Annotated in this window: 13 protein-coding genes and 1 riboswitch; of the genes, 11 read left to right on the top strand and 2 right to left on the bottom strand. The window is 71.4% G+C overall.

Annotated elements, in window-relative coordinates:
* Position 1: 1 nt before the first annotated feature.
* Positions 2 to 1,426, bottom strand: a complete 1,425-nt coding sequence (locus tag H283_RS0114660; RefSeq protein ID WP_156023204.1) for a YibE/F family protein — start codon at positions 1,424 to 1,426, stop codon at positions 2 to 4.
* A gap of 158 nt (positions 1,427 to 1,584) precedes the next feature.
* Between H283_RS0114660 and H283_RS0114655 the strand changes: the two genes are divergently transcribed.
* The 11 genes from H283_RS0114655 to H283_RS0114605 all read left to right on the top strand — a co-directional run bounded on the left by H283_RS0114655 (position 1,585) and on the right by H283_RS0114605 (position 12,670).
* Positions 1,585 to 2,193, top strand: a complete 609-nt coding sequence (locus H283_RS0114655; RefSeq protein WP_020144280.1) for a CDP-alcohol phosphatidyltransferase family protein — start codon at positions 1,585 to 1,587, stop codon at positions 2,191 to 2,193.
* Positions 2,190 to 3,239 carry a DUF881 domain-containing protein gene (locus H283_RS0114650; protein ID WP_020144279.1) on the top strand — a complete coding sequence of 350 codons (1,050 nt, stop codon included), beginning with the start codon at positions 2,190 to 2,192 and terminating at the stop codon, positions 3,237 to 3,239. The genes H283_RS0114655 and H283_RS0114650 overlap by 4 nt, the downstream gene beginning before the upstream one ends.
* A complete protein-coding gene (locus H283_RS0114645; protein WP_028785606.1) occupies positions 3,236 to 3,568 on the top strand; it encodes a small basic family protein in 333 nt (110 codons plus the stop codon). Before H283_RS0114650 ends, H283_RS0114645 begins: the two co-directional genes overlap by 4 nt.
* Before the next feature lie 2 nt (positions 3,569 to 3,570).
* Positions 3,571 to 4,641, top strand: a complete 1,071-nt coding sequence (locus H283_RS28470) for a DUF881 domain-containing protein (RefSeq protein WP_020144277.1) — start codon at positions 3,571 to 3,573, stop codon at positions 4,639 to 4,641.
* A 187-nt stretch (positions 4,642 to 4,828) separates the two neighbouring features.
* The gene (gcvH, locus tag H283_RS0114635; RefSeq protein WP_020144276.1) at positions 4,829 to 5,218 is read left to right on the top strand and encodes a glycine cleavage system protein GcvH; all 390 of its coding nucleotides are present in this window, start codon (positions 4,829 to 4,831) and stop codon (positions 5,216 to 5,218) included.
* 105 nt (positions 5,219 to 5,323) lie between these two features.
* Positions 5,324 to 5,794 (top strand): FHA domain-containing protein, encoded by a 471-nt coding sequence (locus H283_RS0114630; RefSeq protein WP_020144275.1) that lies wholly within the window; start codon positions 5,324 to 5,326, stop codon positions 5,792 to 5,794.
* Positions 5,791 to 6,516 carry a MerR family transcriptional regulator gene (locus H283_RS0114625; RefSeq protein WP_020144274.1) on the top strand — a complete coding sequence of 242 codons (726 nt, stop codon included), beginning with the start codon at positions 5,791 to 5,793 and terminating at the stop codon, positions 6,514 to 6,516. The genes H283_RS0114630 and H283_RS0114625 overlap by 4 nt, the downstream gene beginning before the upstream one ends.
* Positions 6,517 to 6,557: 41 nt before the next feature.
* The gene (locus H283_RS0114620; protein WP_020144273.1) at positions 6,558 to 7,076 is read left to right on the top strand and encodes a bifunctional nuclease family protein; all 519 of its coding nucleotides are present in this window, start codon (positions 6,558 to 6,560) and stop codon (positions 7,074 to 7,076) included.
* Between the two features lie 201 nt (positions 7,077 to 7,277).
* Positions 7,278 to 7,862 (top strand): MerR family transcriptional regulator, encoded by a 585-nt coding sequence (locus H283_RS0114615; protein ID WP_028785604.1) that lies wholly within the window; start codon positions 7,278 to 7,280, stop codon positions 7,860 to 7,862.
* 108 nt (positions 7,863 to 7,970) lie between these two features.
* Positions 7,971 to 8,070, top strand: a riboswitch (glycine riboswitch).
* A gap of 77 nt (positions 8,071 to 8,147) precedes the next feature.
* Entirely contained in the window at positions 8,148 to 11,075 is a 2,928-nt protein-coding gene (gene gcvP, locus H283_RS0114610) for an aminomethyl-transferring glycine dehydrogenase (protein ID WP_020144271.1), read from the top strand.
* A 107-nt stretch (positions 11,076 to 11,182) separates the two neighbouring features.
* Entirely contained in the window at positions 11,183 to 12,670 is a 1,488-nt protein-coding gene (locus H283_RS0114605; protein WP_020144270.1) for a hypothetical protein, read from the top strand.
* Positions 12,671 to 12,758: 88 nt separating this feature from the next.
* Here the strand turns inward: H283_RS0114605 and H283_RS0114600 are convergent, their stop codons facing one another.
* Positions 12,759 to 13,385 carry a histidine phosphatase family protein gene (locus tag H283_RS0114600; RefSeq protein WP_020144269.1) on the bottom strand — a complete coding sequence of 209 codons (627 nt, stop codon included), beginning with the start codon at positions 13,383 to 13,385 and terminating at the stop codon, positions 12,759 to 12,761.
* Positions 13,386 to 13,449 lie beyond the last annotated feature (64 nt).

Raw genomic sequence — 13,449 nt, 5'->3', positions numbered from 1 at the left:
GTCAGGAGGAGGACATCCTCGAGCGTGCCTCGGCCCGCGTCAACGGAGCCGGCGGCCCGCTGGCAGCTCGGACGAGGTCAGCTGCCGTGGGGCCATGCTGCTCCGGCTCGTCGAGGGCTCGCGGCTGACCGGGGCTGCGTCCGTCGCCGTCCGCCGGCGCCGGCGGACGCGCTGCACCGACGGTGAGCGCGGCGACCGCCGTCGTGACGGGGACGGCGAGCACGAGACCGATGGCGCTGGCGAGCGTGCGGACGATCTCCTCCGACAGCGACTCCGTCTGGAGCATCTCGAGCACCGGGCGCTCGTAGAGGAAGAGGAGGAGCAGCACCGGGAGGGCGGCACCGGCATACGCGAAGACGATCGTGTAGATGGTCGAGGCGATGTGGTCGCGCCCGATGCGCATGCCCGACTGGAAGAGCGCCCGTCGCCCCATCGAGGGGGCAGCCGCACGCAGCTCCCACACGGCCGAGGACTGGGTGATCGTCACGTCGTTGAGGACGCCCAGACCGGCCACGATGATCGCGCACGTCAGCAGCTCGCGCGGGTTCATCGTCGTGACGAAGGAGGCCAGGGTGGCACCCTCGTCGTTGGCGACCCCGCTCAGGCGTGCCAGGTCGACGGCGAGCAGACCCAGACCCGCAATGATCGCGACGCCGAAGAGCGTGCCGGCGAGGGCCGTGCTCGTCCGCACCGAGAGCCCGTGGGCGAGGTAGAGGACGACGAACATGATCGCCGAGGAGCCGATGAGGGCCACGAGCAGCCCGGACTGGCCCTCGAGCAGGGCCGGCAGCATGAACTTGACGACGACGAAGCCGCCGAAGACGAGACCGACGAGGGCCAGGATCCCGCGCCAACGCGCGACGACCGCCACGACGAGGAGGAAGAGCGCGAGCATGAGCGACAGGGGAGCGCCGCGCTGCACCTGGAGGAAGGAGTAGGTCTCGGGCTGGGTGTCCTGGGGCGGGGTCCGCAGCAGCATGACGGTGTCGCCGTCGCGCAGGCCCGACGTGGAGACCGCGGGGGGCACCGAGACGGACACGACCGGACGCACGTCGCCCGAGGTCGCGGTGGGTTGTTCGAGCTGCACCGTGATCGCGCCGCAGGTCGGGCTCCCGTCGACGACGTCACCCCCCTGCCCGGCGGCAGGGGCGGCCCCGGTGCCGGCCTCGGCACCCTCGCAGGCCGGGAGGACCCGCTGGACCTCGGCGACGGGGAAGGTCACCCCGGGAGCCGCGAAGTCGGACGTGCCCACCCGGTCGGCCGCCTGCGACTCCGCCGGCCAGTAGCGCACGAGACCGAAGATCGTGGCCGCGGCGGCGAGCGCGATCAGGAGGGTGAGGCCGAACCGCGCCAGCGTGCTGACCTCGACGGTGCCGGACGCTGCAGAGGATCCGTGGGCATGGCTGTGCGAGTGTCCGCCGGGCATGGGGCCGAGTGTGCCAGAGCGGATCGGCGAGCACGCACCTGCGCCATCGAGCATCGAGTGCTCCTCACGGACTCCACTCCCGCCCGCCGACGGGTCGTGTCCGGATCGATGCCGGGGACGCATCTCGACCACTCCGGACGCCCGTTAGGCTTGCCGCCGTGGAGGTCGAGAGAGCGGGGGAGCGCGAGCACGTCGTGACGGAGCGCCTGCTGACGATCCCCAACGTGCTGTCGGTGCTCCGGCTTCTCGGCGTGCCGGTCTTCCTCTGGGCGATCGTCTCGGAGCGAGACGGCCTGGCCTTCCTGCTGCTGCTCTTCTCGGGCGTCACCGACTACCTCGACGGCAAGATCGCCCGCCGGTTCAACATGGAGAGCCGCCTCGGCCAGTTCCTCGACCCCATCGCCGACCGGCTCTACATCCTCACGACCCTGGTCGGGCTCATGTGGCGCGAGATCATCCCGGTCTGGCTCGTCGTCGTGCTCCTTGCCCGCGAGGTCGTCATGGCCCTGATGCTGCTCTACCTGCGCACCAAGGGACAGCTCGGCCTGCCCGTTCACTTCGTCGGCAAGGCCGCCACGTTCAACCTGCTCTACGCCTTCCCCCTGCTGCTCCTCGCGCACCGGGACGACTGGCTCGGCGACCTCGCCCGCCCCATCGGCTGGGGCTTCGCGTGGTGGGGCGTCGTCCTCTACTGGCTCGCCGCCGTGCTATATGCCGTCCACGCGCGCCTCGTGCTTGCGCAGCGTCCTCGGGTGGTGACCCCATGAGCCCCGAGCGACGTCCGGACGAGTCGATGACGCTGCTGACCACGATGATGGAGCGGCCGCTCGACGCGGGTTACCAGGAGGCCGCCGACCGACGGGTCGCGGCCGGGCTGCCCGGAGCCACCTCGACGCGCACCGTCCTCGTCGTCGTCCTGGCCATCCTCACCGGCTTCCTCTTCGCCGTGGCGGCGCAGTCGCTCCGGCCGAAGCCGACCGCTGCCGCGGCCGTGAAGAAGGAGCTCGTCACGCGCATCGAGGCGCTGCAGAAGCACGGGACCGACCAGGAGGCCAAGGTGGCCGCCCTCGGCAAGCAGGTGCGTGACTACGAGGCCCTCGCCCTCCAGCAGTCTGGCGGCACCGACCTCACGAGCACCATCAAGGACCTCGAGGTCCAGGCCGGCGCCGTGCCCCTCACCGGGCCCGGCCTCACGCTGACCCTCGACGACGCAGCCTCGACGGACGCCGGAGCCGACGCAGGGAACCGCCCGAGCAGCGGGTTCCAGGAGGGCCGGGTGACCTCCGGCGACCTGCAGATCATCGTCAACGGCCTCTGGGGGGCCGGCGCCGAGGCCATCTCGATCAACGGGCACCGGCTCAGCTCCACCGCGGCCATCCGGTTCGCGGGGCAGGCGATCATCGTCGACTTCCGACCGCTGTCACGGCCCTACGTCATCACCGCCCTCGGCGACTCCCAGGGCATGCAGCAGCTCTTCGAACCCTCGTTCGCGGGGCTCTACCTCTCGCAGCTGACCGACGAGTACAAGATCCGCTCGATCATGGCCGGGAGCGACTCCCTGACCGTGCCCGGCGACTCGGCCGTGCGGCTCGAGGTCGCCGAACCCGTCGGTCCGCCCGTAGGCTCGACCGCGCCGGGCACCACGACGCTGCAGCAGGGCACGACCACCCCGAAGCGGAGCGCGGGTGCGGGGGTGGCCCCCACCGGCACCGGCGCGTCGACGACGCGCTCGCCCTCGGACACCCCGAGCGGCACCACCGACTCCGGCACCGGCAGCCCGGCGTCACCGACCAGTGAGGAGACCCCTTCGTGATCCCAGTTCTCGGCCTTCTGGCCGGACTCGCGGTGGGGCTCTTCCTCGATCCGTCGGTGCCGGTGTGGCTCCAGCCCTACCTGCCGATCGCGGTCATCGCCGCCCTCGACGCGGTCTTCGGCGCCATCCGCGCGATCCTCGACGGCATCTTCAACGACAAGGTCTTCGTCGTCTCGTTCCTGTCCAACGTCGTCGTCGCCGCGTTCATCGTCTTCCTCGGGGACCAGCTCGGCGTCGGCTCGCAGCTCTCGACCGGTGTCGTCGTCGTCCTCGGCGTGCGGATCTTCTCCAACGTGGCCTCGATCCGCCGGCACCTGTTCAAGGCCTGAGCATGGGCAAGCGCAAGAAGGGTCGTCCCGCACCCCCTCCCGTCGACCGGCCGGAGGCGCTCGTCGGCGCACAGGGGGAGGCCCCCGAGATCGAGCCGGCGCCCGAGACCCCGACCGATCCGGTTCCCGAGTCGACTTCTGAGAAGCCGACCGAGAAGCCGACCGAGCCCGCGATCGAGCCCGCGCTCGAGTCGCCCGCCGTGGCTTCGGCTCCGGTGCTCGACTCCGAGGCCGGAGAGTCACGGTCGTCCGACGCGCCGCCGCCCGAGGCTCCGTCGCCCCAGACCACACCCGAGACGACACCCGAGACGACGGGGTCCGGCGCGCCCGAGAACGGGACGAGCCGGGTGCCGGTCGAGGGGCAGGCCGCCTGGACCCGCCTGCTCAAGATGAGCCGACCGCGCGCCACCCGGGCCAACCTGCTGGCGGCCCTGCTCGCCGTGCTCCTCGGTGCCGGCATCGCGGCCCAGGTGCAGCTGACCAACCAGCGCGGACTCGATGAGCTGAGCCAGACCGATCTCGTCCGGGTCCTCGACGACATCTCGCTGCGCTCGTCCCGCCTCGACCAGCAGGTGCGCGAGCTCGAGTCCACCCGTGACCGGCTCAAGAACGGCACGGGCACGGCGGCCGAGGCCCTCGAGCAGGCTCAGAAGCGCGTCGACACCCTCGGCATCCTGGCCGGCACCCTCGCGGCCAAGGGTCCCGGCATCACGCTGCGCATCACGGACCCGACCAATGCCGTGACGGGACCGATCGTCCTCGACATCATCCAGGAGCTCCGGGACGCCGGCGCCGAGTCGATCGACGTCGGCGGTGTCCGCGTCGTCGCCTCGTCGTTCGTCGGCGACCGGGGCGGCGAGATCCTCGTCGACGGGGTTCAGGTGACTCGCCCTCTCGTGATCAAGGTGATCGGCGACTCGAAGACCCTCTCGTCGGCGATGACGATCCCCGGCGGCATCGTCGAGTCCGTGCGGCAGAAGGGCGCGGAGGCCAGCGTCACCGAGTCGAGCCTCGTCGAGATCACCTCGCTGCACCGACCCACCGAGATGACCCACGCGAAGCCCGTCGAGTGACGGCACCGGGCTGCCGGCGGCGACTCGTGACCAGCCGGTGTGGCACTCGGCGAGGCCCACTTCCTGCGCTCGTCGCGCGGGCATGGCATCCTCTCAGGTGCCACCGCATCGCCGGCGACACCAGCGCCCAGCAGCACGCGCATCCACCACGACCCCGACCGGGGCCGTCCACTGACGAAGGAGCGACATGAGCGACCTGGACTACCCCTCCGACCTGCGCTACACCAGCGACCACGAGTGGGTCCGCGTCGGCGACGACGGAGTGGTCCGCATCGGCATCACGTCCTTCGCCCAGGACGCGCTCGGCGACGTCGTCTACGTGTCCCTGCCGGCCGTCGGCGACACCGTGACGCCCGGGGACTCGTGCGGCGAGGTCGAGTCGACGAAGTCGGTCAGCGACGTCTACGCCCCCCTCGAGGGCGAGGTGACGGCCACCAACGCCGCCCTGGACGCCTCACCCGAGCTGATCAACTCCGACCCCTACGGTGAGGGCTGGATGTTCGAGCTGCGCCTGGCCGACGCCTCTGCCGTCGAGGGGCTCATGGACGCCGCGACCTACACCGCGTCGCTGTCCTGACGCCCCGCGCCACCCTGTCCACCGTGTTGCCGGGCAGGCTCCGACCCGCCCGGGTCAACTAGAGTGGATGGACCCGAATCCGCCCGCACCACAGAGGAGGACCGCATGTCGAGCGACCTGCCCGACCCCGACGACATGAACGTCGAACCCCGCACCATGCGGTTCCAAGGCGTGCCGTCGCTGGACAGCGACCACGTCGACACCGTCGACGCCCGGGGCCTCACGGCCGAGGACCAGGCCACCATCGAGGCCCTGCGACCCGGGACCGCCCTGCTCGTCGTGCTCCGCGGTCCCAACACGGGTGCCCGCTTCCTGCTCGACGACCAGGAGGTGGCCGCCGGCCGCCACCCCGACTCCGACATCTTCCTCGACGACGTCACCGTGTCGCGCAAGCACGCGGCTTTCGTCTCGCAGGGTGGCGGCTACGTCGTGCGCGACGCGGGCTCCCTCAACGGCACCTACGTCAACCGCGAGCGGATCGACGAGGCGCCCCTGCACCAGGGTGACGAGGTCCAGATCGGCAAGTTCCGCCTCGTCTACTACTCGTCCGGAGCGCCCCAGCAATCACCCGCATGACCGCAGCCACGGTGGCCGGCGACGGGGGAGCGCCGGCACCTCGCCGTCTGACGATCGGCAAGGTGCTCGCGGCCCTCTCCGAGGACTTCCCCGACGTCACCGCGTCGAAGATCCGCTTCCTCGAGGCCGAGGGCCTCGTGACCCCGCACCGCACCGCCTCGGGCTACCGCACCTACACCGACGACGACGTGCGTCGGCTGCACTACATCCTGACCGCGCAGCGGGACCGCTACTGGCCGCTGAAGGTGATCCGGGAGGCGCTCGACGCGCTCGATCGTGGTCTGTCGGACCCCGGAGGCGAGGCGGGTGGCAGGCCCCGGCCGCCCGCGCCGTCGGCCGACCCCGAGGTCCCGGCACCGCACGACCTGGTGGCTCGACGAGACGTGTGGCTCACGGGCCCGGAGCTGCGTGAGGCGACCGGCATCGACCGCGACACGATGCTCGCCCTCGAGACGTACGGTCTGCTCCAGCCCGACGAGAAGGGCCACTTCGGCCACGACGCGCTGGCGGTCGCCGCCGCAGCCCGGACCCTCGCCGGACACGGACTCGAGCCCCGTCACCTGCGTCCGTTCCGCACCGCCGCCGACCGCGAGATCGGCCTCGTCGAGCAGGTCCTGGCGACGCGTTCCGGGAGCGGCACGAGGGAGGAGCGGGCGGGCGAGATCGCCTCTGCCTGCATCGCGTTGCACGTCGCGCTGGTCCGCGCGGGCCTGTCTCGCTGAGGCCCGTCCCCACCGTCCACGCGCCGGGGTACGGTGGAGGAGTGAGAGAGGTCGATGTCCTGGGCGTCCGCGTCGAGATGCCCACGAACCAGCCGATCGTCCTGCTGCGTGAGCGGGACGGCGGGCGCTACCTGCCGATCTGGATCGGCGCGGCCGAGGCTGCTGCGATCACCTACGCCCAGCAGGGTGTCGTGCCCCCGCGGCCACTGACCCACGACCTGATGCGCGACCTCCTCTCGGTCCTCGGTCACGAGCTGACGGAGGTGCGGATCGTCGCCCTCAAGGACTCCGTCTTCCACGCGGCACTCATCATCGACGGCAAGGCCGAGGTGAGCTCGCGAGCCAGCGACGCCATCGCCCTCGCCCTGCGCACGGGCGCCAAGGTGCTCGTCGAGCCGGGCATCCTCGACGAGGCGGCCATCGTCGTCTCCTCCGAGGAGGACGACGAGGTCGAGCGCTTCAAGGAGTTCCTCGACCACGTGTCCGCCGAGGACTTCGAGGGCCCGGCGCCCGAGGCCGAACCGGGTGACCGTCCTGACGTGCCGGACCGCCCGGACTGACCGGACCCGCCATACCTTCACGTTCACGTAGTACCTGAAGGTTTCTCCGACGCCTCGACACGCCGTCGACTCGGGCCCGTGGTGATTGACCGAACGGGGGTCGCGGCCTACCGTCAGGAGAACGACGTGACTGTAGTTATCCGGATGTCGTCTGCGCGCACGCACCACCGCGGCCCGCAGCCTGAGCAGGAGGAGGACGGCATGGCCGCCATCGAGGACGCGCACGACGCCGGTCGGGTCATGCCCGCCGGGTCCCAGGGCCTGCTGTTCACCGACGACCTGCCCGAGCTGTCCGAGGACACCGGCTACCGCGGTCCGACCGCCTGCAAGGCCGCCGGCATCACCTACCGACAGCTCGACTACTGGGCCCGCACGGGTCTCGTCGAGCCGTCGGTCCGCAGCGCCACCGGCTCCGGCACCCAGCGCCTCTACGGCTTCCGCGACATCCTCGTGCTCAAGGTCGTCAAGCGCCTGCTCGACACCGGTGTGTCGCTCCAGCAGATCCGCGTCGCCATCAGCTACCTCCGCGAGCGCGGCGTCGAGGACCTCGCCCAGATCACCCTGATGAGCGACGGTGCCTCGGTCTACGAGTGCACGTCCGCCGACGAGGTCATCGACCTCGTCCAGGGCGGCCAGGGGGTCTTCGGCATCGCCGTCGGTCGGGTGTGGCGCGAGGTCGAGGGCGAGCTCGCCCTGCTGCCGAGCGAGCGGGCCGACGACGATGCACCGGCCGACCACCCCGACGACGAGCTCAACGCGCGCCGCCAGGCCCGGCGACTGGCCTGACCCGAGCACCGCTCCGACGACGTTCGACACGGCCCGACCGGACACTCCGGCCGGGCCTTGTCCGTGCCGGGGCATCGGCGACCTGCTGGTAGATTTGGAGGTGCCGATCGACCCTGCGTGGGAGAGTCCTCGGGGTGCCCAGCACCTGCGAGGCGCCGAAGGGGCAACATCCCCGGAACCTCTCAGGCGCCAGGACCACGCGGGCGAGGCAACTCTGGAGGCACTCCCACGGTGCTCGACAGACGGGGAGCGTGTGTCGTCCGCTCGAACCCGTCAGGAGCCCGCATGTCGATCGACCAGCTCGTGCCCGTCACCACCGGAACGTCCACCGAGACGGTGATGGCCGACTTCGTCAGCCGTCACGTCGGCCCCGCCGGCGACGACGTGCGTCACATGCTCGAGGTCGTCGGCCAGCCGAGCCTCGACGCGATGTGCGATCGCGCCATCCCCGGTGCCATCCGGTCCGAGTCGCCCCTGCGCATAGAGGCGGCCGCCAGCGAGAGCGCCGTTATCGAGGAGCTGCGCGGGTTCGCCTCTCGCAACACGGTCCTCACCTCGCTCATCGGCCTCGGCTACTACGGCACCGTGACCCCGCCGGTCGTGCGCCGCAACGTGCTCGAGAACCCCGCCTGGTACACCGCCTACACGCCGTACCAGCCCGAGATCTCCCAGGGCCGGCTCGAGGCGCTGCTCAACTTCCAGACGGTCGTCACCGACCTGACCGGACTCGACGTGGCGGGGTCCTCCCTCCTCGACGAGTCGACCGCCGCCGCCGAGGCGATGTCGCTCATGCGTCGTGCCAGCAAGGCGCCAGCCGACGCCGTCGTGCTCGTCGACGAGCGGGTCTTCCCGCAGACCATCGCCGTGATGCGCACCCGCGCCGAGGCGCTCGGGCTGCCTCTGGCCGTGGCCGACCTCCGAGCCGTCACCGACGGCGACTCCCTCTCCGCAGCAGCGGGAGGACGCGCCGTCGTGGGGGCGATGGTGCAGTACCCCGACGCCACGGGTGAGCTCGTCGACTGGGCACCACTGACCTCCGCCGTCCACGAGGCCAAGGGCCTCGTCACCGCCTGCGCCGACCTGCTCGCCCTGACCCTGGCCAGCGCGCCGGGGGAGTGGGGCGCCGACATCGCCGTCGGCAGTGCCCAGCGCTTCGGCGTCCCGATGGGCTTCGGCGGCCCGCACGCCGGCTACATGGCCGTCCACCGGGGTCTCGAGCGCCAGATCCCCGGCCGGCTCGTGGGCGTCTCCGTCGATGCCGAGGGGCACCAGGCCTACCGCCTCGCCCTGCAGACGCGTGAGCAGCACATCCGTCGCGAGAAGGCGACGTCCAACATCTGCACCGCGCAGGTGCTCCTCGCCGTCATGGCGAGCATGTATGCCGTGTGGCACGGTCCCGCGGGCCTCGTGGCCATCGCGCGGCGCGTCGGCGGTCTCACGGCCGCGCTCCGTGGCGCCCTCGTCGACGGCGGCCTCGACGTCGAGACGACGGCCTTCTTCGACACGCTGACGGTCGTGCTGCCCGGTCGAGCCGACGAGGTCACGACGGCCTTCGCCGACCGGGGCATCAACGTCTGGCGCGTCGACGCCGACCGCGTGTCGCTGAGCCTCGACGAGACGTCCACGCCCGCAACGGTGCTCGCGGTCCTCGACGCCTTCGGGGTGACGCCGTCGGACGACGTCACCGCCGGCGTGAGCGCGACCGGGGCGCTCGGCATACCCCAGGCGCTGGCGCGAACGTCGGAGTTCCTGACCCACCCCGTCTTCCACGCGCACCACTCCGAGACGGCGATGCTGCGCTACCTGCGCCGTCTGTCGGACCGCGACTTCGCCCTCGACCGGGGCATGATCCCGCTCGGATCGTGCACGATGAAGCTCAACGCCACCACCGAGATGGAGGCGGTGACCTGGCCGGAGTTCGCCAACCTGCACCCCTTCGCCCCGGCTGAGCAGACCGTGGGCATCCGCGCCCTCATCGACGACCTGTCGTCATGGCTGTGTGAGATCACCGGCTACGACGCGGTGTCGCTCCAGCCCAACGCCGGCTCGCAGGGCGAGTTCGCCGGGCTGCTCGCGATCCACGCCTACCACCAGGCCAGGGGTGAGGGACACCGCCGCGTCTGCCTCATCCCGGCCAGCGCCCACGGCACCAACGCTGCCTCGGCCGTCATGGCGGGCCTCAAGGTCGTCGTCGTCAAGACCGCGGCCGGCGGCACCGTCGACATGGACGACCTCCGCGCCAAGGTCGAGGCGCACCGCGACGACCTCGCCGCGATCATGGTGACCTACCCGTCGACGCACGGCGTCTACGAGGACACGATCACCGAGCTGTGCGAGCTCGTCCACGAGGCCGGCGGCCAGGTCTACGTCGACGGCGCCAACCTCAACGCCCTCGTGGGCCTCGCCCAGCCCGGCACGTTCGGCGCCGACGTCAGCCACCTCAACCTGCACAAGACCTTCTGCATCCCGCACGGGGGCGGCGGTCCCGGTGTCGGCCCGGTGGCGGTGCGTGCGCACCTGGCCCCGCACCTGCCCAACCACCCCCTCGCGGCCGAGGCCGGTCCCGAGTCCGGGGTCGGTCCCGTCTCCGCGGCCCCCTACGGCTCGGCGAGCATCCTGCCGATCTCGTGGGCCTACGTCCGGCTCATGGGCGGCGAGGGTCTGCGGCACGCCACCCAGATGGCGGTCCTCGGCGCCAACTACATCGCCGCCCGGCTGCGCGAGCACTACCCGGTGCTCTACTCCGGCCACGACGGCCTCGTCGCGCACGAGTGCATCCTCGACGTGCGCCACATCACCGCCGAGACCGGCGTCACGGTCGACGACATCGCCAAGCGCCTCGTCGACTACGGCTTCCACGCGCCGACGATGAGCTTCCCGGTCGCGGGCACGCTCATGGTCGAGCCCACCGAGTCGGAGAACCTCTACGAGCTCGACCGCTTCTGCGACGCGATGATCGCGATCCGCGGTGAGATCGAGGCGATCCGAGCCGGGGAGGTCGCCGTCGGCGACAGCATGCTGCGCCACGCGCCGCACACGGCCCTCAACATCGCGGGGGAGTGGGACCACCCCTACGAGCGCACCGAGGCCGCCTTCCCCGTCGGCATCGACGCCGCCGACAAGTACTGGCCGCCGGTCAGCCGCATCGACGGCGCCTACGGCGACCGCAACCTCGTCTGCTCGTGCCCGCCGCCGGAGGCCTTCGAGGGCTGAGCGGCCCCGCACGACGACTGGTCACCACCCGGCCGGGCACCGGTCCGGTGGTGACCAGTCCGTGCGCGCCTCTCGCGTCGAGACCGTGAGTGTGGTTGTCTCGGCACGTGGGAGCCGACGTCGAGCAGGCCAGGTACACACGCGAGCAGCGGCAGCAGTACCGGGAGAAGGTGCGCCGCGACCTCGACGTGTTCGAACGCATGCTCGGCAAGAGCGAGTTCGAGTTCGACCGGCCCATGACGGGTCTCGAGATCGAGCTCAACCTCGTCAACGAGGACCTCGGTCCCAAGCTCGACAACAAGACGGTGCTCGAGCAGATCGCCGACGAGGACTACCAGACCGAGCTCGCGCGCTACAACATCGAGCTCAACGTCCACCCGCGCCCGCTGCCGGGCGACTCGGCCATCGAGCTCGAGCAGCTGCTGCGCGAGTCCCTCAACCGCGCCTCCGCCAAGGCCGCCGAGGCCCACGCGGGCATCGTCGCCATCGGCATCCTGCCGACGGTCATGCCCGAGCACTTCGAGGGCGACTGGATCAGCGAGAACATCCGCTACGCCGCCCTCAACAACGCCGTCCTCGACGCCCGCGGTGAGGACGTCTGGCTCGAGCTCGAGGGCCCGACGGGCGAGCGGATCGCCCGCTACTCCGACAGCCTCGCACCCGAGTCGGCGTGCACGTCGATCCAGCTGCACCTTCAGGTCCAGCCGGAGCGCTTCGCCGACCACTGGAACGCCGCCCAGGTCCTCGCCGGACCCCAGCTCGCCCTCGGCGCCAACTCGCCCTTCTTCCTCGGCCAGCAGCTGTGGGCCGAGACGCGCATCCCGCTCTTCACCCAAGCCACCGACACCCGGTCGGTCGAGCTGAAGAACCAGGGCGTGCGCCCCCGCGTCTGGTTCGGCGAGCGGTGGATCACCTCGATCTTCGACCTCTTCGAGGAGAACGTCCGCTACTTCCCGGCCCTGTTGCCCGAGCTCTACGACGAGGAGCCCGAGGAGGTCTTCGAGCGGGGCGAGGTGCCTGAGCTCAAGGAGCTGCGCCTGCACAACGGGACCGTCTACCGCTGGAACCGCCCCATCTACGACATCGTCGGCGGCCGCCCGCACCTGCGCGTCGAGAACCGCGTCCTGCCGGCGGGTCCGAGCATCGCCGACGTCATGGCCAACGCCGCGTTCTACTACGGCACGATGCGCGTGCTCGCCGAGGAGGACCGTCCGGTGTGGACCCGGATGAGCTTCTCCGCCGCCGAGTCGAACTTCGAGGAGGGCGCCCGCCTCGGCATCGACGCCCGCACCTACTGGCCCGGCCTCGGCGACGTGCCCTCCACCGAGCTCGTCCTGCGCCGACTGCTCCCGATGGCCCACGAGGGCCTCGAGCGGTGGGGCGTGTCGGCCGCCGTGCGCGACCGCTTCCTCACGATCATCGAGCAGCGCTGCCTCCTGGGCGTCAACGGGGCCTCGTGGCAGACCGAGTGCGTGGCCCGACTCGAGGCGCGCGGCCTGACGCGTGACAAGGCCCTGCGCGAGATGCTGCGTCACTACATCGAGGGCATGATGGCCAACGAGCCCGTGCACACGTGGGAGCTTCCCCGGGACTGACCGGCTGCTGCGGGTCCCCCTGTGCCACGGCGCAACCCGCGTATGCCGCGTGCCGCCGGTCACGGCATACGCCCTCCTCGTACGGGGCTCAGTCGGTCAGCAGGCGCCACGGGGAGAGGTTGTACATCCCGAGGCACCGGGTGGACCGGTGGTGCGTCAGCACGCTCATCGAGCCAGCGTCGAGGATGAGCTGCTGGCCGAACCGTGGGTCGAGCCCGAGGTAGGTCGCGGTGAGGACGCGCAGCGCGTGGCCGTGGCCGAAGAGCGCGACGTCGCCGTGCTCGAGGTCCGGCCACACCTTGTCGATGACCTGCTGGGCCCGCGCCGACACCTGCTCGACCGTCTCACCGGGGGTGACGCCTGGCTGCACGCCGTCGACGAACACCTCCCACGGGTGGCCGATCTCGGCGCTGATCTGCGTCGTCGTGATGCCCTCGTAGGCGCCGTAGTCCCACTCCCGCAGCAGCGGCTCGACCTCGAAGTCCCCGAGCCCGGCGAGCTCGGCCGTGCGCTTGGCGCGCTGGAGGGGGGAGACGAGGACGCGCTCGAAGCGGTGCTTGCGCAGCACGTCGGCGAGCTCGCGGGCCGCGGCCTCGCCCTCGGGCAGGAGCGGGAGGTCGGTCGTGCCGGTGTGCTGCCCGCTCAGCGACCACTCGGTCTCGCCGTGCCGGAAGAGGTAGATGTTGCCGGGGACGACACCGTCGGGGGAGGCCATGCCGCCACAGTATCGGCGTGGCAGGCCCCTCGACCCTGCCGTCCGGGCCGGCGCTCGGGCACAC

The sequence above is a fragment of the Terracoccus sp. 273MFTsu3.1 genome, from assembly GCF_000383675.1.
Classification (GTDB): Bacteria; Actinomycetota; Actinomycetes; order Actinomycetales; family Dermatophilaceae; genus Terrabacter.
This window is presented reverse-complemented; position numbering and strand designations above follow the sequence as displayed.